At 34.6% G+C, this 23,578-nt stretch carries 26 protein-coding genes; 12 read left to right on the plus strand and 14 right to left on the minus strand.

Annotated elements, in window-relative coordinates:
• Positions 1-189: 189 nt before the first annotated feature.
• The 6 genes from PC_RS05555 to PC_RS05580 form a co-directional block, all read right to left on the minus strand.
• Positions 190-1,062 carry a hypothetical protein gene (locus tag PC_RS05555; RefSeq protein WP_011175703.1) on the minus strand — a complete coding sequence of 291 codons (873 nt, stop codon included), beginning with the start codon at positions 1,060-1,062 and terminating at the stop codon, positions 190-192.
• A gap of 3 nt (positions 1,063-1,065) precedes the next feature.
• Entirely contained in the window at positions 1,066-2,175 is a 1,110-nt protein-coding gene (locus PC_RS05560; RefSeq protein WP_011175704.1) for a hypothetical protein, read from the minus strand.
• Between the two features lie 120 nt (positions 2,176-2,295).
• Entirely contained in the window at positions 2,296-2,571 is a 276-nt protein-coding gene (locus PC_RS05565; protein WP_011175705.1) for a hypothetical protein, read from the minus strand.
• 4 nt (positions 2,572-2,575) lie between these two features.
• On the minus strand, positions 2,576-3,283 hold the full coding sequence (locus PC_RS05570; protein ID WP_011175706.1) for an SDR family NAD(P)-dependent oxidoreductase: 708 nt from the start codon (positions 3,281-3,283) through the stop codon (positions 2,576-2,578).
• On the minus strand, positions 3,283-4,071 hold the full coding sequence (locus tag PC_RS05575; protein ID WP_011175707.1) for a dihydroneopterin aldolase: 789 nt from the start codon (positions 4,069-4,071) through the stop codon (positions 3,283-3,285). Before PC_RS05575 ends, PC_RS05570 begins: the two co-directional genes overlap by 1 nt.
• On the minus strand, positions 4,064-4,942 hold the full coding sequence (locus tag PC_RS05580) for an HAD-IIB family hydrolase (RefSeq protein WP_011175708.1): 879 nt from the start codon (positions 4,940-4,942) through the stop codon (positions 4,064-4,066). Before PC_RS05580 ends, PC_RS05575 begins: the two co-directional genes overlap by 8 nt.
• A 57-nt stretch (positions 4,943-4,999) precedes the next feature.
• Between PC_RS05580 and PC_RS05585 the strand changes: the two genes are divergently transcribed.
• The 5 genes from PC_RS05585 to PC_RS05600 all read left to right on the plus strand — a co-directional run bounded on the left by PC_RS05585 (position 5,000) and on the right by PC_RS05600 (position 7,844).
• Positions 5,000-5,539: a FliO/MopB family protein gene (locus PC_RS05585; RefSeq protein WP_181679070.1), complete on the plus strand. Its 540-nt coding sequence runs from the start codon at positions 5,000-5,002 to the stop codon at positions 5,537-5,539.
• 136 nt (positions 5,540-5,675) lie between these two features.
• Positions 5,676-5,840 (plus strand): hypothetical protein, encoded by a 165-nt coding sequence (locus tag PC_RS11245; RefSeq protein ID WP_155117172.1) that lies wholly within the window; start codon positions 5,676-5,678, stop codon positions 5,838-5,840.
• A gap of 1 nt (position 5,841) precedes the next feature.
• Complete coding sequence (locus PC_RS05590; protein ID WP_011175710.1) at positions 5,842-6,321, plus strand: YbjN domain-containing protein; 480 nt, start codon at positions 5,842-5,844, stop codon at positions 6,319-6,321.
• 3 nt (positions 6,322-6,324) lie between these two features.
• The gene (locus tag PC_RS05595; RefSeq protein WP_042279310.1) at positions 6,325-7,038 is read left to right on the plus strand and encodes a putative quorum-sensing-regulated virulence factor; all 714 of its coding nucleotides are present in this window, start codon (positions 6,325-6,327) and stop codon (positions 7,036-7,038) included.
• Entirely contained in the window at positions 7,035-7,844 is an 810-nt protein-coding gene (locus tag PC_RS05600; protein WP_011175712.1) for an SDR family oxidoreductase, read from the plus strand. The genes PC_RS05595 and PC_RS05600 overlap by 4 nt, the downstream gene beginning before the upstream one ends.
• A gap of 26 nt (positions 7,845-7,870) precedes the next feature.
• On the opposite strand, the gene PC_RS05605 is transcribed toward PC_RS05600, so the two are convergent.
• The 3 genes from PC_RS05605 to PC_RS05615 are packed head-to-tail and all read right to left on the minus strand — an operon-like array spanning position 7,871 to position 11,806.
• Positions 7,871-9,811: an ABC transporter ATP-binding protein gene (locus PC_RS05605; RefSeq protein WP_011175713.1), complete on the minus strand. Its 1,941-nt coding sequence runs from the start codon at positions 9,809-9,811 to the stop codon at positions 7,871-7,873.
• 7 nt (positions 9,812-9,818) lie between these two features.
• Positions 9,819-10,769 (minus strand): acetyl-CoA carboxylase carboxyltransferase subunit alpha, encoded by a 951-nt coding sequence (locus PC_RS05610; RefSeq protein ID WP_011175714.1) that lies wholly within the window; start codon positions 10,767-10,769, stop codon positions 9,819-9,821.
• Between the two features lie 59 nt (positions 10,770-10,828).
• Positions 10,829-11,806 (minus strand): L,D-transpeptidase, encoded by a 978-nt coding sequence (locus PC_RS05615; protein ID WP_011175715.1) that lies wholly within the window; start codon positions 11,804-11,806, stop codon positions 10,829-10,831.
• Between the two features lie 164 nt (positions 11,807-11,970).
• Here PC_RS05615 and PC_RS05620 point away from each other — a divergent pair, with 164 nt between their 5' ends.
• A complete protein-coding gene (locus PC_RS05620) occupies positions 11,971-12,267 on the plus strand; it encodes a hypothetical protein (RefSeq protein ID WP_011175716.1) in 297 nt (98 codons plus the stop codon).
• Here the strand turns inward: PC_RS05620 and PC_RS05625 are convergent.
• The 3 genes from PC_RS05625 to tyrS form a co-directional block, all read right to left on the minus strand.
• Positions 12,257-13,753 (minus strand): hypothetical protein, encoded by a 1,497-nt coding sequence (locus PC_RS05625; protein ID WP_011175717.1) that lies wholly within the window; start codon positions 13,751-13,753, stop codon positions 12,257-12,259. The two genes, PC_RS05620 and PC_RS05625, sit on opposite strands and share 11 nt — an antisense overlap.
• 214 nt (positions 13,754-13,967) lie before the next feature.
• A complete protein-coding gene (locus PC_RS05630; RefSeq protein WP_039359278.1) occupies positions 13,968-14,303 on the minus strand; it encodes an HU family DNA-binding protein in 336 nt (111 codons plus the stop codon).
• A gap of 252 nt (positions 14,304-14,555) precedes the next feature.
• Complete coding sequence (gene tyrS / locus PC_RS05635; RefSeq protein WP_011175719.1) at positions 14,556-15,833, minus strand: tyrosine--tRNA ligase; 1,278 nt, start codon at positions 15,831-15,833, stop codon at positions 14,556-14,558.
• 532 nt (positions 15,834-16,365) lie between these two features.
• Here tyrS and PC_RS05640 point away from each other — a divergent pair.
• Both PC_RS05640 and PC_RS05645 read left to right on the plus strand, forming a co-directional pair.
• Complete coding sequence (locus PC_RS05640) at positions 16,366-16,758, plus strand: BON domain-containing protein (protein WP_011175721.1); 393 nt, start codon at positions 16,366-16,368, stop codon at positions 16,756-16,758.
• Between the two features lie 257 nt (positions 16,759-17,015).
• Entirely contained in the window at positions 17,016-17,642 is a 627-nt protein-coding gene (locus PC_RS05645; RefSeq protein ID WP_011175722.1) for a hypothetical protein, read from the plus strand.
• Positions 17,643-17,705: 63 nt separating this feature from the next.
• Here the strand turns inward: PC_RS05645 and PC_RS05650 are convergent, their stop codons facing one another.
• The gene (locus PC_RS05650; RefSeq protein WP_052278664.1) at positions 17,706-18,461 is read right to left on the minus strand and encodes a Nif3-like dinuclear metal center hexameric protein; all 756 of its coding nucleotides are present in this window, start codon (positions 18,459-18,461) and stop codon (positions 17,706-17,708) included.
• A gap of 312 nt (positions 18,462-18,773) precedes the next feature.
• On the opposite strand from PC_RS05650, the gene PC_RS05655 reads away from it, so the two are divergent.
• From PC_RS05655 to PC_RS05665, 3 genes are all read left to right on the plus strand, one after another.
• Positions 18,774-19,628, plus strand: a complete 855-nt coding sequence (locus tag PC_RS05655; protein WP_011175724.1) for a hypothetical protein — start codon at positions 18,774-18,776, stop codon at positions 19,626-19,628.
• 28 nt (positions 19,629-19,656) lie between these two features.
• Positions 19,657-20,355: a ribose 5-phosphate isomerase A gene (gene rpiA / locus PC_RS05660; protein WP_011175725.1), complete on the plus strand. Its 699-nt coding sequence runs from the start codon at positions 19,657-19,659 to the stop codon at positions 20,353-20,355.
• Positions 20,356-20,472: 117 nt separating this feature from the next.
• Positions 20,473-20,886: a bifunctional nuclease family protein gene (locus PC_RS05665; protein ID WP_011175726.1), complete on the plus strand. Its 414-nt coding sequence runs from the start codon at positions 20,473-20,475 to the stop codon at positions 20,884-20,886.
• A gap of 53 nt (positions 20,887-20,939) precedes the next feature.
• Here PC_RS05665 and PC_RS05670 read toward each other — a convergent pair whose 3' ends face one another.
• On the minus strand, positions 20,940-21,233 hold the full coding sequence (locus PC_RS05670) for an HPr family phosphocarrier protein (protein WP_011175727.1): 294 nt from the start codon (positions 21,231-21,233) through the stop codon (positions 20,940-20,942).
• A 432-nt stretch (positions 21,234-21,665) separates the two neighbouring features.
• Between PC_RS05670 and pepF the strand changes: the two genes are divergently transcribed.
• Positions 21,666-23,489 (plus strand): oligoendopeptidase F, encoded by a 1,824-nt coding sequence (gene pepF / locus PC_RS05675; protein ID WP_044045029.1) that lies wholly within the window; start codon positions 21,666-21,668, stop codon positions 23,487-23,489.
• Positions 23,490-23,578 lie beyond the last annotated feature (89 nt).

Genomic DNA, 23,578 nt, shown 5'->3' on the forward strand with positions numbered 1-23,578 from the left:
TTTTTTAATGAAAAATATGCTTTCAACGAATGAAATTTTTCTTTCGAAAAATTTCATTCGGACTATATGTAATAGAAAGAAATTTAAATAAAATATTTTTAAATCAAAGTATTATTGAAACTAAAAATATTCAAAAATTAAAGGTGAATAACTAATCCGATTAATTACTATTTTTTGATGATTAAAGTTTTAGTTATGTGATTTATTGTTTAAGTACCAATCTAAAGCATATTCTGCATTACCTTTTTGTACAGCCTTCATTAGTGATTTTTCAAGGATATCAGGTGTTGCAAGTTTGATTACTGAATATTGAGGATCTTCCCAAAGCCGGACCATTTGCCCTCTATACCAGACAGAGGGATAAATAGGCATAGCAATTTCTGATTCTAATTTTAAACCGGCTAGTTCACTTATTTTCGAAACAAAATTTGAACATTGCTGTTGCGTCAATGAATAATGGTGATAAGGATAAGCATCGATTTTGATGGCTTGAATAATTGCATTGAATTGTTGTTTAGTTAATGAAATTTTTGCAGCGTAGGTGGGTCTATGCCCTCCTGTTCCTTGTTGAAAATAACCATCGTTTAAAGTTGCCCATAAATATTTAACAGGATTGGGTTCATAACAAGGATGTTTCCTTTGTTCTAAAGTGGGATTTACATATCCCCAATCATTATAATTCATGATGCCATCAAAATAACGAACATCTGTCATTCCTCTTTCTCCAGAATGTCCTCCTTCAATAACGACTATTCTTCCATTGATATTTCCTTGTAAATAGATCCAAGCATGTCCCAAATCTCCATTTTTAGTGGCATCACGGGGATGCTTGGCCACTGTATGAAAAAATGAACGGGTATCCGTATAATCTAAATGACGTGCATTGACTAAAATAATCAAAAAATAATTCTCTTCCCTCATTGGCACACGTGTTTTTTTATATTGACGTAAATGGGAGTACAACTCTCTGTAAGCACTAGAAGAGGGGCAACAGCTTGTTAGAGTTGAAAGAATACAGATGATTATCAAAGATAAAAAATAACTTCGAACTTTAAAATCCATAGCTTAACTTTGAGAAAAATGCAAAACTGCTCTCAATGTGGAAGGGCCTGTCCGTCTAATTGTACGAATAAATAAGATACGGTCGTAAGCTTGGCAATGCTTTTCTTCACTAATTAATTTAAATTGTGAAGGTCGATTTCCTTTTGCTAAATGTCCTAAAAATTGCCCTTTCCCCTCCAAAAGCTCAAATACCATCGTAAAAGCTGGGCGAGATTGACAACTCCATTGGATAGTTTGGCCAAGCTCAAAAGTATTAGATTGCTGATTATTGACTCGAACTTGCCACTCGGCATGATCATTCCAATAAAAACAAATATCTCTCGTTTTGTCCCGATCTTCTTTATCCCCTGCATCATTAAAATGAAATAAAAACTCCAAAGAATGAGAAGATAACATTTTAAATTCTAACTGAGAAAATCTTCCTCCTTGACAAACAAAAGTATGGAGGAAGTTTTGGCCAGTAAAAAAGCAAAATGGAGTAAATGTTTTTTCTCCCATCAAACCAGCAGATACTTTCTTTTCGAGAGCTACCCAAGTGTGTTCATAAGCTTTATTTAATAACCATTTTTGACCTTTATAAACTCCATCTAGTTGATAAAAAGAGTCATTCTGGATTAATTTTAAATCTTCTGAAAACGGACTGTGGATTAAAACGGCTTCTAAATGAATTATTTCATGCGATTTAAAGCGAGGAAATTCAAGAGAAAACCAGCATTTCATGATAAGATTATAAAAATAATTTAAAGGCTCATCTTTGTTTTGCCATTCTCTCACATGAGGACCTGTATAACAACACAACTGCGAATTCCATGTTTGTTTGAGATAAGTCCAAAATAATTCCCAGTCTTTAATTTCTTGACCTACCACCATCTGATGAGAAATCAACAGATCAGATAAATAAGTTGTTGCATACCAACTGATAGATGGGCGAGCAAGTTGTTTCCATAAATCAATTCCCTCTTCTTGCCAATCTTGTCGATTCAATAATTTTCCAACGGCCATTAATCCTGCAGCTAATCTTACGGCAATGGAATAAGGGAAAGGATTTTTTTGATGTACAGTTTTACCATAGTCAATTAAACGAGATAAGGAGTTTTCTAAATCAAATTTCAATTCTTGCCCTAAAACATGTCCGAAATTTTTTAAGATCCAATAAAAGGGAGCTATTAACGAAATTCCAGTTTCACTATGATGGCAAATAGGATACTGATGTAAATAAATAGGAAAATTACCTTAAGATTCCTCCGACACTTGTGATTGAAATGCTAAAATATTTTGTAATAACTGTTTCGCTTCATGAATATTTTCAATCAATCGTGATCTCAATAAAGCTAAAACAAATAAAACATTTTCATAAATTGGAATTGTTTGATGTGTAGCCGGAATGGGCATCCCATGATAATAATGAAGATAGCCCGTTTGCGAACTTTGATAGAAACGGCCTACCATAATAGCATTTTCAATGAAAAGCTTCATTCGATTAGAAAAATCGTTGTCTTGGTCATACATGAATTTAACTTCCTCCGGCTATTTCAATATTTTGACCTGTGATATAAACGCTATCGGGATGAAGAAGGAAAGTGATGACTCGACTAATTTCTCTACACTCACAAGGCCTATTCATTGGTAATTTATGCTTTTGATGTTGCAAGTCTACGGAAAGATTCGTTTGACCCGGGGAAACCATATTAACTCTCACTCCTTTAGAAGCCAATTCAACCGACAAAGATTTTGTTAACATCCACAAACACGATTTAGTCATACGATAGGCTGTTGAATAAATTCCAGCAGGGTTTTCGTACAAACCGCTTACCCCTAAATTAATAATTTGACCTTTAGATTCTAACAAAGATGGGATCAATTTTTGGATAAGAATAAATGGAGCGTGTAAGTTTATTTGAAAAAGGGCCATCCAATCTGATAAAGGCGTTTGCAATCCAGATCGAACAAAATAATTTCCTACATTATTAATTAAATTTGTTGTTTCTTTAAACTCGAGTAAGTACCGTTTAGTAAAGTCCAGGATAGCTTCGTTGCTCGAAAAATCCCCTTGAATTGCAGCGGCTTCCACCCCTATTTCTTGACATTTCTTAACAACATCTTTAGCTTCTTGCTCACTTTTATTATAATGAACAACGACAGAATATCCTTGTTCAGCAAGCGCATAACACAGGTGAGACCCAAGCCTTTTCGCCCCTCCAGTCACTAATGTCCAAGCCATCAACAACTCCTCTCTTGCTCAATTTCAACTAAAGCGAAATTTGCACTAGAAATTGCGCCGGGTTTTTTAATACGCAAGTGGACCCATTGAACATCAAACTGACTAAACAAGTAATCTAAAATAGCGCAAGAAAGAGTTTCTAATAATTGATAAGAGTCTCTTTTTGCTATCATAGTACAAACATGTGCAAGTTTCGTATAATCTAAAGTATCTTTTATACAATCACTTGTAGAACATTTATTAAAATTTATTTTTGCTTTTACATCGAAATAAAGGGTTTGTTCTTGTGCTTTCTCCTGAGGATAAATCCCGATTTTACAAAAAACCTTATGATTTTTAAATCCAATGAATCCCCAGCGATTGAAGGGCTTTTGTTGTGTCAAATATCTTTCAATGAGAAGTCGACATGCTTTGTGAAGGGGCAATTTAAGTGCTTGTTCAGGTTTTATCCATAAATATTCATAAGCCTCATCATTTAAAAGAACTTTATCTTTAGAAGAGCTAGGATCAAGTTCTGCCACAAAATCATTCATGACAAAATGTCCTTTATCCCAAAATTCTTCTGAAAAAATGCTCTCTTGCACCATTTCGAATTTAATTTTACAGATTTTTAAACCTGTTTCTTCAAATACTTCCCTTTTGAAAGCCTCAAGACAAGTTTCTCCCCACTCTACTTTTCCCCCCGGTAATGAATACAGGTCTTTCCATTTTTTGGACCGCACTAAAAAAATATCTCCATCTGGAGCAAAAATCAATCCTCCAACAGTAACAAAGGGCCTATTAACCATTATTCATTTTACCTATTTTTGCGAGATAATCGATCGCTTTCGTTAATCCTTCAATAATTCCTTGTTGATGCGCCGGAGGTGCGATTATATGCGCGATTGCTAGCAACGCGTCAGGGGCATCTGACATAGCAACTTTAACCGTTGCTTCTTGAAGTAATGATAAATCATTGAAGTCATTTCCCGCTGCAATTGAGGAATAAAGCGAGTGGGATAATTGAGAATAAGTTTTCAGCGCGCTCCCTTTATTTGCTTCAGAATGGGTGACTTGTACAACAAAATATTCTTCGTTAAAAGGATCGCGAATAGTAGGGGCATGTAAACCTAATTTTTTTTCTATATCTTGACTGATTAAAACGGCCTCTTTTTCTTTTGCGAAAAATTTGAGCGAGGCAAATTCTTTAACAGGTAAGTCATTAAAATTTTTGATGATAGACCAATTTTCTTTTAAATGTTCTTTCCGTTCCCAGATATAATTCAAAGCTGATGGAGCAAATTTGTCTGATCGATAATAGCATAAATCTTTATTTTCTAATCCCGTATAAATAATGAAATCTGTGTGATGTTTTGTACAAACAACTTCCATTTCATGAAGCAAATTTTGTGACAAGTATTTGCGTGCAAGAATTTTTTTTGAAGGCATATCCACAATAAGGGCCCCATTTTGTACCGCCAAAGCATAAGGAAAGGATAGCACGTTTAATGATCGTACTCCCCACTGGAAAGGTCTACCCGTAATAAAGACGAATTGCCAGCCAGTTTGATAAAGATCTTCAAAAAATTGAACAACTTCTGAAGGAATGCTTTCTGTTTCTGCCGTGACAGTTCCATCTATATCTAATGCAAATATTCCTTTTATTTTGCGAAAAAACATAGGAAAAAAACTGTTGAGAATGTAGTGTTATTTTTTAACATGATACCCATTATAGCTATGAAATATTATCTTCTCATCCCTTTCTTTTATTTGCTTATTTTTTCAACTCTTCATCCTGTCCAGGGGCAAGAAACAGCATACGGGGAACAACTCGGTGAAATAGATTTTTCTCCAGAGTCGCAAAACCATTTACCACAAAAAAGTATTTCTCTTGAAGAAAACTTGCACGATCCTTTAATAGATCCAGAGTTGACGGAAACAGATCATTTTCAAGCAAAATTTATGAATATGTTATTCATCCTAGGACTATTAATTAGCTTTATGCTCTTGGCTTCTTGGATGCTCAAACGCATGACTAAATCAAAAGTCACTCAAATGAACCAAGCCAGCTCCATTAAGGTCCTAGAAACTAGGCACTTAACACCACGATCTACTATTTATTTGATTGAAGTGAAAGGACAGCATCTTTTAATTGGCGAATCTGTAGCCGGGGTTTCCCATCTCGCAACCATCGGATTTTTGGAAGAAGGGGACGACACTAATTACAAGCGCCCTGCAATTCCCCCTTATTTTTCCAATCCGACTAAGCTATCCTAAGATGAAATTTCAGATTTAAAAATTGAAAATTTTTTGAATCTAGCCTATTTTTTATACGCCATCTTAAGTGGCTATTGCGAGAATTTAATGAAACAGTTAAATTACAATCCAATTTTATGTTTAATTGGATGTAAAGATGAAAAAAATTGCGACCGTTTTAAGTTTATGCTCTCTTTTGTTAATTCTTTCTAGCTGTTATCGTATGCCAGGAGAAAATGAATTTTCTGTTGTCCCGACGACCAATAATCCTTCTGTGACCTGCGAAAAACCCAATAGTTTTTTACCTGGGCTAGGAAATTAATATGACAACTCCCATTGAAATGAGCCTAAAGGCTTTATTAACTTCGATGCAGAGAAATCATTACGAAGCTGATATTCAACTCGAAACCGACCAGGTTTATACAATCCTTAAGATTGCAAATAAAGAGTATCCTTTATTTTTGAGAATTTTTGATGAGGGAAACCTACTTCAATTACTTTTGTTTATTCCCTGCCAAATAGCAAAACCAGTTATTTCTGATATGGCTAGACTTCTGCATCTTCTCAATAAAGAGCTTGACGTTCCAGGTTTTGGAATGGACGAAATTGCAGGTGTTGTATTTTATAGACTCATGCTCCCAACACCAAACAAAAAAATCGACGAGGAACTCTTATTGGCTTTTCTTAAAACAATTGAGCAAGTTTGTAAAATGTTTGCGACACCTATCGAAGCTGTCGGTTTTGGCCAAACAACACTTGATGAAATATTGGAAAAAACACGTGAAATGGAGAATGAAAGCTAATCCATGTCTTTAAGAGCGATTTACTATGATACAGAAACGACAGGCATAAAACCCGAAAAAGATCGGGTGATTGAAATTGCTGCCTATGACCCTGTTCAAAATCGACGGTTTGAGAAATTCGTTCATCCTGGTTTTCCGATTCCTCCAGAATCCACCGCTATTCATCATATCACTGATGAAATGGTTGCAAACGCAGGTTCTTTTGCAGATGTCGGGGCAGAATTTGTCGAATTTTGTGCCGGTGAAGTTGTTTTAATCGCGCATAATAATGACAATTTTGACCTTCATTTTCTACGGCACGAATTTGAGAGGAATCAACTTATTCTTCCAACTCATTGGAAGTTTCTTGATTCTTTAAAATGGGCACGACGGTACCGATCAGATCTCCCTCGGCATACATTACAGTTTTTAAGAGAAATTTATGGAATAACTGCTAACAATGCGCACAGGGCATTAGATGACGTGATTGTTTTAGAAAGAGTTTTTCGCTCAATGGTTGATGATTTAGAAATTCAAGATGTATTTGATTTATTAAATCGCCCAAGAGCTATCCAACATATGCCTTTTGGCAAACACCAAGGGCAGCCCTTAAATAAAATTCCAAAAAATTATATCTCATGGCTAGCAACGACAGGGGCTTTTGATAAACCTGAAAATCAAGAACTGAAAGCAAGTTTTGTAAAGCTTGGCTTACTAGAAATGGCAGAATCCATGTGAGAATCGGAATTTTAGGATGTGGATATGTTGGTCAAGCTGCCGCAGTTTTCTGGAAAAATCAATCTCATTTTTTAACTGTTACCACACGGCAGATAGAAAAAATCAACTTTCTTCAAACTTTTGCTCATCAAGTCCATCAATTAACAGATGATAACATTCTTCCTTTTCTAGCTAATCAAGACATTTTATTAGTTTCTGTTGCCGCTGCCTCTTCAAGAGATTATCAGAATACTTACTTAGAAACAGCACGGCGCATTATTGAGTTATTACCCCAAACTCCTTCTCTAAAGCAAATAATTTATACTGGAAGTACTTCTGTTTATGGAGATTTTCAAGGAAACTGGGTTGATGAAACCACGTTACTTAATCCTCTTAATGAACAAAGTTATTGCTTGAGCCAAACAGAACAATTTTTTTTGAAGGCTCCTAGCTCTGTTAATGTCACAATATTTAGACTTGGCGAAATCTACGGACCTGGTCGGTGGATTACTGATCGCGTTATTAGAATGCACCAATATTCATTTCCAGGGACGGGAAATCAATTGACTAATGTAATTCATCTCACAGATATTGTCCGAGCATTAGATTTTGCTTTGCAAAATAAATTGCACGGAATTTTTAATCTCTGTAACGATTTTCATATTCCCCGAAAGCTTTTTTATGAGCAATTACTGCAATCAGCCCATCTTCCTTCCATTCAATGGGATGCTAATAAACCAAGTTTACATGGAGGAAACAAAAAAGTTTCTTCCTCAAAATTAAAGAAACTTGGCTTTTCTTTTCTCGAGAATGGCCCAGCTAGATAGCTTACATGGATAATTTAACGAATTCTTTAATGCGTCTGTACTGACTTTTCACTCCTTTGCGTATACATCACGTCCCACATTTTTCTGAAAGAGGGGCAACAATGCAGCAATTCATCTTTTGTTCCCTCTGCAATCTTTTCTCCATTTTCTAAATAGATGATTTTATCTGCGTCTTCAATTGTCGATAATCGATGTGCAATAATAATTTGTGTTATTTTGCCACGTTGTTGGTTTAAAGCAGATTTGATATGTGCTTCACTTAATGCATCTAAAGCAGAAGTTGCTTCATCCATAATCAAAATAGGGGCTTTTTTGACAAGAGCTCTGGCAATAGCTAATCGTTGCTGCTGCCCTCCCGATAAATTCTTTCCCGCCTCCGAAAGTTCTGTTTGATAACCTTCTGACAATTGTTGAATAAATTCATCGGCATGTGCAAGCTTCGCAGCTTCTTGAATATCTAGTGGACTAAAAGGCCTACCAAAAGAAATATTTTCAGCAACAGTATCTAAAAATAAAAAAGGTTTTTGAGGGACAAAGGCCATTTGTTCTCGAAGTGACTTCTGCGTATAGGCAGTTAAGGAGTGACCATCAATTCGTATTTCTCCTTTCTCAATATCATATAGACGAGGTAAAAGCTGCGCAATAGTCGATTTTCCAGAACCTGTCGGGCCTACTAATGCAACAGTCTGCCCTTTTTGAATAGTAAAGCTTACTCCTCTTAGAACCCATTTTGAATCATACCGAAACCAAACTTGGTCAAACTCTATGGTTTCTTCCACATGATTAAGCTCTAACGCTCCATCCTGATTCTTAATCTGCGGTTGTACATGTAAAACCTCTTGCATTCTTTCTGCGGCAGCAATTCCTTTTTGAATGTGAGTATTTTCTTCTGCAAATTTTTTGATAGGTTCATAAAAAACGTAAAGTAAACCACAATAAACAAGAACGTCAGAAACATTTAATTGTAAAATATACAATCCATAAAGAAGTGCCGTCGCTAAAAAAAACATTCCAATTGTGTGAACAATAGGTCTAGAAGAAAGATCATAACGAGCACTTTTTTGCTCGAGAGCGGCCATTTTTCCATTTTGTTCACGGTATTTTTTCAATGAGAACTCTTCCATAGCAAAGACTTTGACAGTTTGGATTCCTGCTAAAAAATCAATCAAAACAGAACTGAATATTTCTTGATTCTTTTGAATTTGTTTAGAAATTTTCTTTACTTTTTTAGCTAAAAAAATAATCGGAAATACAATGAGAGGAAAACCAAAAAAAATAATGAGCGATAATTGCCAAGAAGTGTAAAAACACAAAGTCAGTGTTGTAAATACTGTAAAGGGAGTTTGTAAATAATTCACTAAACATGCATTCAAAGCTTCGGCAACTAAAGAGGCATCGCCTACGACGCGCGAAGATAAACTTCCAATATGATGTTTTTGATAAAATGTCATAGGAAGAGATTGAATATGTTCAAAATAAGCTTGACGTAAATCTCGACTGACTTGAATTGCAACAAGTCTTGCGGTAAAACGTTGACTAAAAAGAGAGATGGCTTTAAACAAGGCAACTATAATGATAAAAAAAGCTAAAGCTTTCAAACTAGAAGACACAGGAATAAAATAATCTAAACTTTTTATGACTTTTTCAACGAGATTTTGATTTGTTCCTGTATGTTGATTGAGAAAATGGATTGTATCTTGCAGAGTTATAGTATCTTGTTCAGGTCCTTCGATTTCTACCCATCTATCTTGCATTTGTTTCCAGCTTACCTCTGTCTGACGTTGTAATTTTCCATCTTTCACAGGGGCAAATAGTTCAAAAAAATCTGGTCCTTTTCTTGTAATGACCCCAAGCGCGATAACTTCTAACTGAGAGGCAATCGTTAAAAAGATCATTGATAAAATTGTTAGGATAATCAGAAAACGGTGTTGCTTTCCCATTAATGCTGTTTTCATTAACAAACGCATAAAACTTTTAACCCTCTAAAAATTCTCCCATTTGACGAAATTTCAAATAACGTTGTTCAAGTAAAATTTGAGAAGGAATTCGTCTAAGGATATGTAACTGTTCAACTAAAAATTGTTTGACATTTTGGTAAGTTATGTGAGGATCATGATGAGCTCCACCAAGGGGTTCTTTAATAATACTATCAATGATTTTAAGATTCAAAAGATCTTCAGCATTCAATTTAAGGGCAGAGGCGGCTTCGACGTTTTTAGAGGCATCCTTCCAAAGGATTGACGCACATCCTTCTGGAGAAATAACGGAATAATAGGCATGTTCTAACATTCCAATGACGTCTCCTATTCCCATTCCAAGTGCTCCTCCCGAACATCCTTCCCCGATAATTGTAATAATGATTGGAGTATTAATACGCATCATTTCACGAAGATTTCGAGCAATCGCCCATCCTTGGCCACGTTCTTCTGCTTCAAGGCCTGGATATGCCCCTGGTGTATCTAAAAGGGAAATAATAGGTAATTGAAATTTCTCAGCCATTTGCATTAAACGTAAAGCTTTACGAAAGCCCTCAGGATTTAACATTCCAAAGTTTCGATAAACTCGACTCTCTGTATCAAAACCTTTTTCTTGTCCAATAACAACGCATTTGATTCCTCCAATTTTGGCCAAACCTCCGACAATCGCATGATCTTCTCTGTAACTGCGATCACCAGCCAGTTCTACAAAACTTTCTGAAAGATGGCGAATAAAATCGACAGCGTGCGGTCGAGAGGGATGGCGACAAATCATAATTCTTTGCCAAGGGGTCAATTCGGAATAGACATGTTGTTTGAGACTATCTAATTTCTGCTCTAATTTTTGAATTTCAACATCAAAAATTGGATTGTCTTGACTTTGTTTTTTGAGGTGCTCAATCGTTTTGATATACTCATGAATTTGCTTTTCATGGGGTAAAATATCCAACGGAGTACTCCTTCCTTTAAAGGTTCTATCTATTTAATTTTTAATAATTTAGGATTTATTTAATCCAGTATTCCTGGTAAGGTCGCCTCAGAAAAATCTCTAACAATTTCAATTGTTGTTGGCTTAGTCACAATAATTGAAAATAACTCTTCCATATCAGGCGTCGTTAAACGAATGCATCCGTCACTCTGATATTTCCCTACACTATCAATTTGATCCACTGCTAATCCAGATTGATATTCCCAGGGTGTACCATGAATACCGAATCCTTTAGCAGGAGCAGTTGTATGACCAATTTCTTGCTCGAAAGGAATCCACCTAGTTCCAAAAACAGTAATCATTTCCGTTTTCTTTCCTTGATAAATGCCCATGGATTTCGGTTTATAAGTCGCAATGCGATCTCCTAAAGAATATTTTCCTAGAGGTGTTAATAAGCCCGAACTACTAGAAGAATCCAATCTTCCTAATCCCACCGGATACGTTTTGATTAAAACAGGTTTTTTTTCATCATCAGCTAAATAATAAAACCACATTTTACAACGAGAGGTATCAACAATGAGGTAAAATTGAATATTTTTATCTTTGCAAAGAACGTTAAAACGCTCTCCTTCTGCCAAATCTTGTTTTAAATAATCAGGTTTACCATTAAGACTTCGAGCAATAAAATGTCTTGAGGTTTCAAAATGAGCGGCATAATCAGATAACCAAGCAGGGCGACCTTTTTGCCAATTGACGCGACTTTTATACGTAATTGTTTCTACAATGGGTAACTTTGAATCTTTAACGAACAATTCTTCAATTCGATTAGCTTCAGGAAGCTCGAGCGTTGATAATGAAAAATCGGGAGACCGTGATTGCTGAGCAACTGCCAAAGCAGGGGTAATTACTTGTATATTTTGGTCTAAATCAATTTCAAGAGGAATTTGATTTGACGGTCTTGTAGATACCGGAGTAGAGGAACTCTTAAAAATTGCAGCTATTCCAATCGCTCCAAAAAGAATAATACAGAGAAAGGCAAGCAATTTGGGTAATGTCATGTATTTAACCTTTTTTCGTCAAATGTAGGCTTAAGAACCTATATTTCTCATTCATGTTATGAAGTTAAAATCTTTTTGCCAAAAAAGATAAAACCTCTAAGCAAATAAAAAACTTGAGTATTTATTATCTCTATTATTATTCTTTAACACAATAATAAAACAAAGTGGGTAAATTTAGATTGTACTGCTGGCACTGTGGAACAAAATTACCTGAGTTTTCTCGAGGTAAGCTATCTTTTAGAGAAACATGCGATAAGTGTGGTTCCGCTTTACATTGTTGCCAAAATTGTAAGTATTATCAACCAGGTCGTTCTAACAATTGTGCCATACCTAAAACAGAATTCGTTTCAGATCGACAACTCAATAATTTTTGTGATGAATTTGCTATTCAAAATCTCGTACCTGCTTCATCGCCTAATCAACAATCTAAAAACAAGTTTGAGGATCTCTTTAATCCATGAGATTTTCTTTTGAAAATTCAATTTGCCAATGATAGTTTTTTTGATCTGAGTGAAGAATGTAAGCAATCAAAAAATTAGCTCCCCAAAAATCATGTTTTCCTGCTAAAGGAATGACCTGTACCGTTCCTTCAAAAGAAGGAATATTCAAATTCAAAGAGGCTGTTTTACTTTCTAAAGAAATCTGTTGTGCATTTCCCTCATAACGATCAAGTGTCCCTGGTAAAAGTGTTTTTACTCCTTTGATCCGACATTTTTCAGCTTTTGCAAAAAAGCTAAATGCTGTTCCTTCCCAACCATCTAAACCTAAAAAAGTGGTTTTTAAATTTAATCGATCTTGCACCAATTCTTGTGTAACCTCAAGCCAGATTCCTCTAAATAATCCGATTTGAAAGGGGGAAGAAGAAGGTTGATCGACAAGTCTGGTACAGCCTTTTAAACTGAATCCTTGTTTTTTTAATTCAATAATAGATTTACGAAGACCATGATCAGACAAATGATTTCCTTCGATTCCAAAACCTAAACATTCACTTAAGGGTAAATATTGAGGGCCAAAATTAACGATTTCTACATCTTTTAATTTGATGCAGCCGAGACCAGTACGCCCTCCATGCAAAGTACAAACTGTGCATCCATTTGAGGAACGATACCCAACAAGAGATGTCGAAGGATCATAGATATGTTCTGGAAGGGTAAAAAAAGTAGTTTTTTCCGGCAATCTTTTGAAAAAACTTTCGATCAAAATCCATAATGGATGAATTTTTTTCGAGTAATTTCTGTTTTTTAATTGCTTAGATAAAGCTTCTAGAGCACTTATAAATTCATTTTCTTCCGTAATAGCGGCTAGGCAATGAAAAAAAAGGTAATAAAGCAATAAATTTTCTTCCGGATCCCCATTCTGCTCTCTAACAAAAAGTGCTGTAAGAGGTTTATAATTTGCATCTAAAGTATTTAGTTGCCATTTGCCTAAACGAATAAGAGACTTTTTAAGATCATCTCTTTTTGTCAGATAAACTAAGATACTAAGATAAATACCAAATTCTAGATGATGAGGAATATAAGGAAATGCTTGCCAAGAAGAATACTCTTGCAAGTCAATCAAAGCTGCCCCACTTTCAAGCAGGCTAATGCCGACCTCAGGCACAGACATTTTGGTTAGGGCATGATTGAGAGCAACCAAAATTCTAAAATACTGGGAATCTTGATTCCATGGTTTCTGCTCAAATAAACGGACTTTTGCCGCCAATTCTTTCCCCGAATTGGAAATACAATAGTTAAGAAGAGTGAGTGTGAGTAAATATTTCCAATTTTCTACTGTTTTTTCTGCCGACATTAAGGTCTCATGCCAAGCGCATGTATCAATCAGGTTTTTCAAACAAATAGATTGGTTACTCAGGTATTTATGAATAGCTAATTCCAATTCAGAAGGATTTTCTAAATCTTCAACCCTTGCTTCATAATGAGATTGAAGAGGAAGCTTGTCAATCATGAGTGCCGTACCCCTTAAATCCTGTGAACAAGACGGGAATGATTCAAATTTCATGTGATCTGGTTAATTAAGCGGATCATGATTCATGTAAACCATGATACATTAGCTATGCATAATTTTAACTTGTTTAAATAAATTGTGTTATTGAAACTCAAAGTTTCAATTACTCAATTTTAAACAAATCCTGTTAATGGAGTTTAATCAAGAATATCTACTAGGAACTAATTTCTGCCAGATAACTTTCTTCCATTTCAACTACCTGCCGCATTTTTTTCCCAGGAGTAAACTTAACAGCTTGGCGAGCAGGAATGACAATAGGCACTGCAGCGTTTTTTGGATTACGGCCGATTTTTTGCTTTCTTTCGACAACTTCAAATACCCCAAATTCTCGAAATTCTAGTCGCTCTCCTTGTGATAAGCAATCTGTGATTTTATCGAGAAAAGCTTGAATTACATGACGAACATCATTAGGATGAATTCCTTTGTCCTGGGATATTGAATTGATCAATTTCTTTTTTGTCATTGTGCTCTTCTTTGTACTGGTTGCCATAAGGCCACACTCCTTCATTTTTTTCACTGTTTGCTTAACTTAAGTTTCTTAATATTTTCTTATCCTTTTGATTTTCAATCAAGTTCTTTTTGCCGTTATTCTCAGCAAAGTATAGGAAAATATCTATATTAGAACCTCATTGAAATATAAAATTTACACTTAATACTTTATCATCATTATTGAACGAGTTTTTTTTTATCATTCAATGTTGACGACTTCTTTAAATTATTCTTAAACAAAAAAATCGCTTTTTTATTCTTCCATAAGCCGAATGATCATTTTATTTTTTTTACCCGCAGCTAATAATATTAATCGACTAGAAATCAAACATTCAACGCTAATAATATGATTCTCATCTTCAATTTTTTTATTATTGATGTATACACCACCATTTCGCAATAAACGTCTTGCTTCACTTTTGCTTGTTTGTAACTTTGTTTCTACAAGTAAATCAATTAGTTTTTTATTTAAAACATTTTCTAATTTCATTTCACAACTCGGCATATCAGCTGCAAGTTTTTCCAATATATCAGCATTTAAGCTAGTTTGAGAGCCTGGTGCAACACCTTCTGTGACTTTAATTGCTATTTTAAGTCCTTCTTCTCCATGCACTAAACGTGTAATTTCCTCGGCCAATCTTTTTTGAGCTGTTCGCGGAACATAATCTGCTTCTTTCATCATTTGCTCATAATGGCGAATTTCTCCCATATCTAAGAAAGTCAACATACGCATTAAATTAATGACGTCCGCATCCTCTACTCGAATCAAATGTTGATAAAATTCATAAGAAGATAATTTATCTGGAGATAACCAAACAGCTCCTTTTTCCGATTTACCAAATTTCTGTCCATCACTTTTAGTCAGAAGAGGAAATGTAATTCCATAAGCTGGCTTGGCATGCACTTTACGAATTAAATCTGTTCCTGCAGTAATATTCCCCCATTGATCGCTTCCTCCTAACTCGACAGTCACGCCATAATTTTCGAATAAATGTAAAAAGTCATAACCTTGCAAAATCTGGTAACAAAATTCTGTAAAACTCATTCCTTCTTCAGAATTTAATCGTGTCTTTACACTGTCTTTAGCAAGCATAGGACTCAATCGAAATAATTTACCTACATCACGCAAAAAAGAAATAAAAGTAAAATTTTTAAACCAATCAAGGTTATTCAAAATGATTGCCGGGGCAGTTGGGTGATTAAAATCTAAGATAGCTTCTAGATTTTTACTTATACCTTTTAGATTGAGTTGAATCTTTTTTTCATCTAATAGTTGTCTCTCAGCGTTTTTTCCTGATGGATCGCCAATCATTCCAGTTGCTCCTCCCACAATAGCTACTGGAGTATGACCAAACCTTTGAAACCAAGCAAGACCCATGATAGCAACCAAATTTCCTAAATGTAAGCTATCGGCAGTCGGATCAAATCCACAATAAACTTTAATAGGCTGGTTTGTCAGCTGACGAATTTCTTCGCTTGTCACAGCATCTATAAACCCGCGCTCTCGTAAAACATCCATTACATTTGTCATATTTAAATCCTTGCCTAAGTGTCGAAAGTGCCATATCTAAAGTTCAATAATTAATGGTTAACGTTTATTTTTCCATGTCTATGACTAAGTTTTGTATCCCTCAGTTTATTATCTCAATGCGCTTTAGTCAAATTGGTTTCGACATTTTTCTAGATATGTCCTTTTCTGTCAATGCTTTGATATCGAAATTCTCACTCCTTTTTTCATCAAAGTTATTTTCCATTAAAAATATCGCTTTAAAAAACTCTCTTGATGATTATAAAAAATGCCATATGGTAGACTTGATAAATGAATAGAGACTTTTGACTTTTAATTTGAATTAAAAACTTTATTTATTTGATTTTTTTTTTAAATCCTCTATTCTCCGAACTAAGTCCTAGTTTGAGCATTTTAAACAAATCTACAATGAAAACTTAAATACTTGGACTCATAGGAGTTTAAATATCTTTAAAAAAATAAAACGTTTCAACTGACGTTAAAGACTTACATTTGTTATTAAATTTGTATATAAACACCGTAAGGAGGATTTAAAATGAAAAAACATTTATTTGCTTTGACTGCTCTTTCTTTAGCTTTAACAGCCTGTGAAAATACACATCAAACTAATGCTGACAATACTGCTCGTAATGCTCGTGATCGTAATGGTCATACTTTAACACCTATAGACCAATCTGAAACCGAAGCAGATCGCGCTATCACACAAAAAATCCGCCAAGCTTTAGTTGAAGAAGAAACCCTGTCTATAAACGGGAAAAATGTTAAAATTATCACAATTAATGGCGTTGTTACTTTACGTGGGCCCGTCAATAGTGAAGATGAAAAAAATCAAATTAGTAAAAAAGCCAAGTCTATTAACGGCGTAAAGAATGTTGATAATCAACTTGAAGTTATACGCGAAATACCTGTTAAAGCTGAAAATCGCTAATAAAATTTTATCCAAAGGTTGATTTTTTAAGTTAAATCTTTGTATAAAGAGTTTGTGTTTTAATGATTTTCAACATCTAGCCTGGTTATCAAACAAGCTAGATGTTGAATAGTTTTGTTAAAGGGTTCTATTTTAATTCATCTTTCCTATTAGTGTGATGAGAGAAAAATTTTAAATTATTTGAATACTTTTCAAGTCATTAATCTCTTCCTCTTCTCATAGGTTATAAGATGAGAATTCCAACAAAAGGAGAATTTATGACTAATCAAGCAGTTTACGGAATTTTGTCTACACGTGCTCAGGCAGAGAAAGCGATTAAAGAAATTGTCGATGCCGGAGTTAGTAAAGCAGACATTTCATTTCTTTCTCCTCAAAATGAAAATTTCCATGAATTCGATAATCTTTCTGGCGTCCGCAACTGGAGAACAGAAGAACGTCTACCAAATTCTTCAGAACAAACAGCTTCTGAAAAAACAAAAGAGTCGACACCAGGTAACCTAGGTCACGAAAAAAACACTAAAGCACCTGAAGGAGCAACAACCGGAGCTACTGCTGGTGGTATTGCGGGTGGTATCCTCGGACTTTTAGCTGGAATTGGGGCCTTAGCAATTCCGGGAGCTGGGCCATTCATCGCAGCAGGACCTATCATGGCCGCTTTAAGTGGGCTTGGTGCTGGAGGAACAATTGGTGGAATTATTGGCGCTTTAGTTGGTGGTGGTATTCCTGAATATGAAGCTAAACGTTATGAGAACCGTTTAAAATCTGGTGGAATTTTGCTAGCGGTTCGTGCAAATTCAGATGATTTAGTTAAACGTGTTAAAGAAATCATGAAGCAAAACAATGCTGAAGATATTACTGCTTCTTCAGAAGCTTCTTCTACATAACAGTAGATAGAACAGTTGTTGCTGAATGTTTTCAGCAACAACTGGAAATCAGAAAACTCATATTTAAAAAGGGTTAAATGCGTCTAAAAATAAACAAGGCGTTTTTAATTGTTCTTCTAAATATTTGGCTAATGCCTGCGGACCTACACGTTCAGTCGCAGAATGCCCTAATGCATAAAAATTAATTTTTTCTTCAAATGCCTGATGCCAAGTAGGCTCATCAAAGCTTCCCGTGATGAAAGCATCTACCCGATCTCGACCTGCGTCTAAAATAGATTTATGAGCTCCCCCCGACACTAAAGCTAAAGTTTGAATAAGCTCTGGCCCTCCCAAAGCACAGTTAGCAGAATGTTGATAATACCTTTCCAGGTTTGCTTTAACAATCTCTCGTTTTGTCGGTTTAATTTTTCCTTTGACGCCAATTGGAATTCCATTCATAAAGGCGAAGGGTTCTAACTTTTCCCATCCCAAGTCATGAGCTGCCTTCCAATTATTGCCTAATATAAGATGCTTATCTAAGGGCAAATGGTATGCGAAAAGAGAAACCCCGGATTTCAGTAAAGTAAAAAGCTTTTCCCTTTTAGTTCCTTCGATCACATAACTATCTCTTTGCCAAAAAATTCCATGGTGAACAATAAGTGCGTCCACATTTTTTTCTATGGCCATTTGAATCGTATTTAAACTTGCTGAGACAGCTGTTGCTAAAATTTTTATTTCGCTTTTTCCTTCCACTTGTAAACCATTCGGACAATAATCTATCAAACCTTCTTCCGGAAAAATTTGAGTCAATAACTCTTTCAAATTTCTTAATTTTATCATCACAAGTTTTCCTGTTGTGGAGATGCGGCGTTACTATAAGTTTTGAGTCTGCTTCTGCGCGATTAGCCCCCCTTTTAGCTTATACAAAAGGATAAAAAACTGCAGTAAAGTTAATATAATAACCACTAAATTTTTATATATCCAAATCAAAAAAAATGCTGACCCTAAAAACTTTTCCTAATATAAAGCTTTAACATATGATGAATCGCATAGACCATCATTCCAAATTTACTTTTACACAACTTTTTCGCCAATTTTATAAATTTCTCAAATTAGATGATGGATAAGACCACGTAAAAAAAAGATTTTTGAATGAATAGAAAGAAAATAAAAAAGCTCATTTATTTTTCTCTAGGTTGGTTAAGCTTAATAAACAGCGTCAACAGCGATATTATTTCTTTAGAACAAAAAAAATCTTTTTATCGTTTTCCTAAAAAAAATCCAAAGCCTCTCGGAGATACTCCTTTATCACATGACGACTTCGTTAGATTATTTTTATCTCCATTTTTTATATCTCCTCATCATCTTACAGCAGTTTTTTTGAAATCATTTGAAAAACAATTCATGGAGGGAATATGTCAACCTGATTTATTGACTACTTACGGATTTGAAATCTTAAAAAATCATTATTTACGTACTGTTGTTAAACACCCAGCAATCCCTGGTTACATCTTTAAAATTGCTTGCCAAGGACATATTCCTCATGAAACGCATTACAATGAATGGACAATGCGTATCACTGGATCGCAAACGATTGAGGCTAGTATCAAAGCATTTAATTTTGAGGATATATTTAGCGTACCAAAAAAATGGCTTTATCCTTTACCGAAGTCAAACTCTTTGAATGAAACCTGGTACATTTTAATTGCTGAAGATATGTATCCACTATTTGACAAAGAAAATGTTAAACAATGGAAACAAATGGATGCTTCTACACTCGATAAAATTTTTAAAATGGTTTGTCATTTAAAATTATGGGATACCCATTTTCAAAATTTAGTATTTACTGAAACAGGAAAATTAGCTTTTGTAGATACCAAACATTGGGGAACGTACAAACCTTTGTTTGCAAGTAATGAGTGGTTATGGAACAGAATTTATCCTGCTTTAAATACAGAGATGCAAGCCTATTGGTTGTCCCTTTGGGGCATAAATTTCTCTGATTAATAAGCTTATTTTTGACAAGGAATTTTATATGACACAAACAAACGATTCGCCATCCATTAAAGCAAAAAAGGCAGCTGCCCTTAAAGCTGTAGAATTTGTTCAAGATCAAATGATTATTGGTTTAGGAACAGGTTCCACAATAGCCTACTTCATTGAAGCTTTGGGTAAGCGCTGTCAAGCAGGCCTAAAAATAACTGCAATTGCCTCTTCAGAACGATCCATGCGGCAGGCTCGATTGGTTGGCATTCCTATTGTCGATTCAGACACTATTTTAGAATTAGATTTAACAATCGATGGAGCGGACGAAATAGATCCTCTCAAACAGATGATTAAAGGAGGAGGAGGAGCTCTTTTACGAGAAAAACTCATTGCCTCAGCAAGTAAAGAAATGATCGTTGTTATCGATGAGACTAAACTTGTGAATAAATTAGGAAAATTTCCCGTAGCTACCGAGATTTCAATATTTACATTTCGTCATATAGTAAAAAAACTTAAGGATCACGGTTATTGCGGATCGTTACGAGTTAATCAAGATCAGAGTTTGTATCGTACAGATAATGGAAATTATATTTTTGATATTTGTTTTCCTGAACCTATTGACAATCCTATTTTTGAACATAATCGGCTTAAAAGTTTTGCCGGGGTTTTAGAAACTGGCCTTTTTTTTAATTTAGCAGGGCGTGTTATCATTGGATACCAAAATGGAATGACTAAAATTGTTGCATGACTTATAAAAAAAATGCTTATTTATTAAAATAATAGATTTTTTCTTCAAAGAATTAGGATAGTATAAAGAAATCTCATTAAATATGATTAATTAGACTAATCAGACAAAAGGGCTTATATGCAATCTGAACTCATTCAACTTAACTTTGATAAAATCATGCAAACGCGATCTTATACAGTTGTTATTTTAGGAACCGCTGAAAAACGATTTGCCGTTTATACGGACCCTCAAATTGGTAAAACCCTACAAATGTTTTTGACTGAAGCGGAAAGACTAAGGCCTCTAACACATGATTTAATAGATAAAATTTTTAACGGTTTAGATATTTCAGTTAAACAAGTAGTTATCAATGACGTTCAAGATACAATTTACTTCGCAAGACTTTTTTTAGAACAAAATATTGGAGAAATGAAACATATTCTAGAAATCGATGCTCGTCCTAGTGATTGCTTAACTTTAGCCTTGATGAATAATGCACCTGTCTATTGTACAAAAGAGGTGTTAGAAAAAACAATTGCAGTTGAAGAATAACTTTAACAAAGATTTTTGCAAAGCTAAGCAAAAACCTTTGTTTTTAAAAACGATTAATATTTAATATAAAAATTATTGTTAGCAAGTTCAATAATAGATTCTACAGCTTCTTGAGCATCCACTCCTTCTGCTTCAATCCCAATTTTAGCCCCTTTTGAAGCAGCTAACATTAAAACGCCAAGTAATGATTTTGCATTAACAGCAAGCTTTTGATATTTCAAGAAAACTTGAGATCTAAAACTATTTGCGCACTTTACAAGTTCTGTTGAAGGTCTTGTATGAAGTCCTCGATCGTTACTAACAATAAATTTTCCCTTAACAACAGACTTTTCAGTTGTTTTCAGCATATTTAACTCCTCTCAACACTTTACCTTTTTGCTTTTTCTTAATCAGTTAATGGGAAAAATTAAAATTTATATTTTTTTAATTCGCTGAATTAAAGAAGAAACAGACCAGTAAAGCTTATTATTATTCAACTTAAGAAACTAATTATCAAAAATTTGAATTTGTTAAAAACAGATTCTCAAACCATTTAATTATGTATAATCCAAATTATCTAATGAAATTCACTTGAAAACTAACGAATTTCTTAAAAAAAACCAAGTTTTTATTAATGATCTTTAAAACTTATTCATCAATCATCTTTTTTTTGAAATTTTAGCTTTTATTTTCATCAAAATATTCCCTTTAAACTAAAAAACTAATACTATCACCAGTTTTAAAAAACTTTATCGAAAATAAAGCATTATTGATATTTCTTGAAACAAAGGAAGCTAAATATGACTAAATCTCGCGAAGAAGTTTCATTAAGTGACCGTTGGAATGTAGAAGAACTTTATCTTTCTCATGAAGCTTGGGAACAAGCTTTTCAAACATTTTCTAATGCTGGAAGCCAGCAAACATCACTTTGCCCTGCTATCCAAGCTTTACAAGGTTCACTTCACCGAGGCCCTGAATATGTTAAAAATACTCTAGATTTAATGATGAGCATGGATCGAGAGCTTTCTAAGCTTTACACATATGCTCATTTACGTCATGACGAGGATATTGCGAATCCAATATTTAAAAAATCTTATGAGCAAATTCTGACTATTGCTCACAAGTTTTCTCAAGAAATTTCTTGGTTTCAACCTGAATTGCTTGCTCTATCTAATGAACAATTAGAAGAATATTTAAACTCTCCTGCTTTAGTCGCTTATAAATTTCATTTAGAAAAAATTATCCGCACCAAAAAGCATACATTATCGTTCGAAAATGAAAAATTACTAGCTTTTGCCGGTCAAGCTTTGCAAACATCTTATAAAGCGTTTAATGCAATTAGTGATGCGGATTTTAAATTTGCTCCTATCAAAGATGATAAAGGAAGCGAACATGCCCTGTCTCATGCTACTTATAGTCTATATATTCGAGACCAAGATCGCTTTTTGAGAGAAAAAGCCTTTAACCAGTATCATCATCAGTATTTAGCTTATGAAAATACTCTTTGTGAACTCCTTTCGGGTCAAGTGCAAAATCATCTTTTTCAAGCACGTTCTAGACATTATACTTCCTGCTTAGAATCAGCCTTATTCCCTAAAAATATACCCACATCTGTTTACCATGCTTTAATTGAGGCTGTAACAGAAAAAATCTCAGTTTTACATCGGTATATGGGCTTGCGCAAAAGAATCTTGAAATTAGACCAACTCCATCTTTACGATATTTACGTCCCTCTAACTAGTGCCGTGGATATTCGTTTATCTTATAAAGAGGCAGAAGATATTGTCATTGAATCTGTCGCTCCTCTCGGTTCCGAATATCAATCTTTATTGGCGAAAGGATTAAAAGAAGAGCGTTGGGTAGATCGCTACGAAAACCAAAATAAGCGTTCGGGTGCTTATTCTAGTGGATGTTTTGACAGTATGCCTTATATTCTTATGAATTATAAGAATCTTTTAAGAGATGTATTTACATTGGCTCATGAAGCTGGCCATAGCATGCACAGCCTTTATAGTCGCCGCACACAACCCTATCAATATAGCGACTATCCTATTTTCTTAGCAGAAGTCGCTTCAACTTTTAATGAAGATCTTTTGAGTCGTTTACTTATTAATCGCTGTCAAGATCCTATTGAGAAAATTTTCTTAGTCAATCAAAAAGTTGAGGATATTCGAGCCACTTTATTTAGACAAACAATGTTTGCTGAATTTGAACTTTTAATCCATGAACAAGTAGAACAAGATATTCCTCTCACACCTCAGCTTCTTAAACAAGAATATCGCAAACTCAATCATAAATATTTTGGCCCCGACGTTATAATTGATAAAGCAATCGATATTGAATGGGCTCGTATTCCTCATTTTTATTATAATTTTTATGTATTTCAGTATGCAACTGGGATTAGTGCAGCTCTTGCCATAGCAGACAAAGTTGTTAATGGTCAACAACAAGATCGTGAAAACTATCTGAACTTTCTAAAAGGAGGCTGCAGCCAATACCCTATTGAAATGTTAAAGATGGCAGGTATTGACATGGAATCTCCCCTTCCAGTCAAATCTACTATTCAAAAATTTGATCAACTTCTGAATGAACTTGAATCTTTATTGACGGACGTCAAAGTCTAGCCTACCTAATTGCCGACAAAGAAATGGGTTTCTTGTCGGCATGTTAACTTTAGTTAGAAACCAAAAAATTAGCAATTAAGTTGATTCAC

Origin of the sequence: Candidatus Protochlamydia amoebophila UWE25, from assembly GCF_000011565.2 — a bacterium.
GTDB classification, from domain to species: Bacteria; Chlamydiota; Chlamydiia; order Chlamydiales; family Parachlamydiaceae; genus Protochlamydia; species Protochlamydia amoebophila.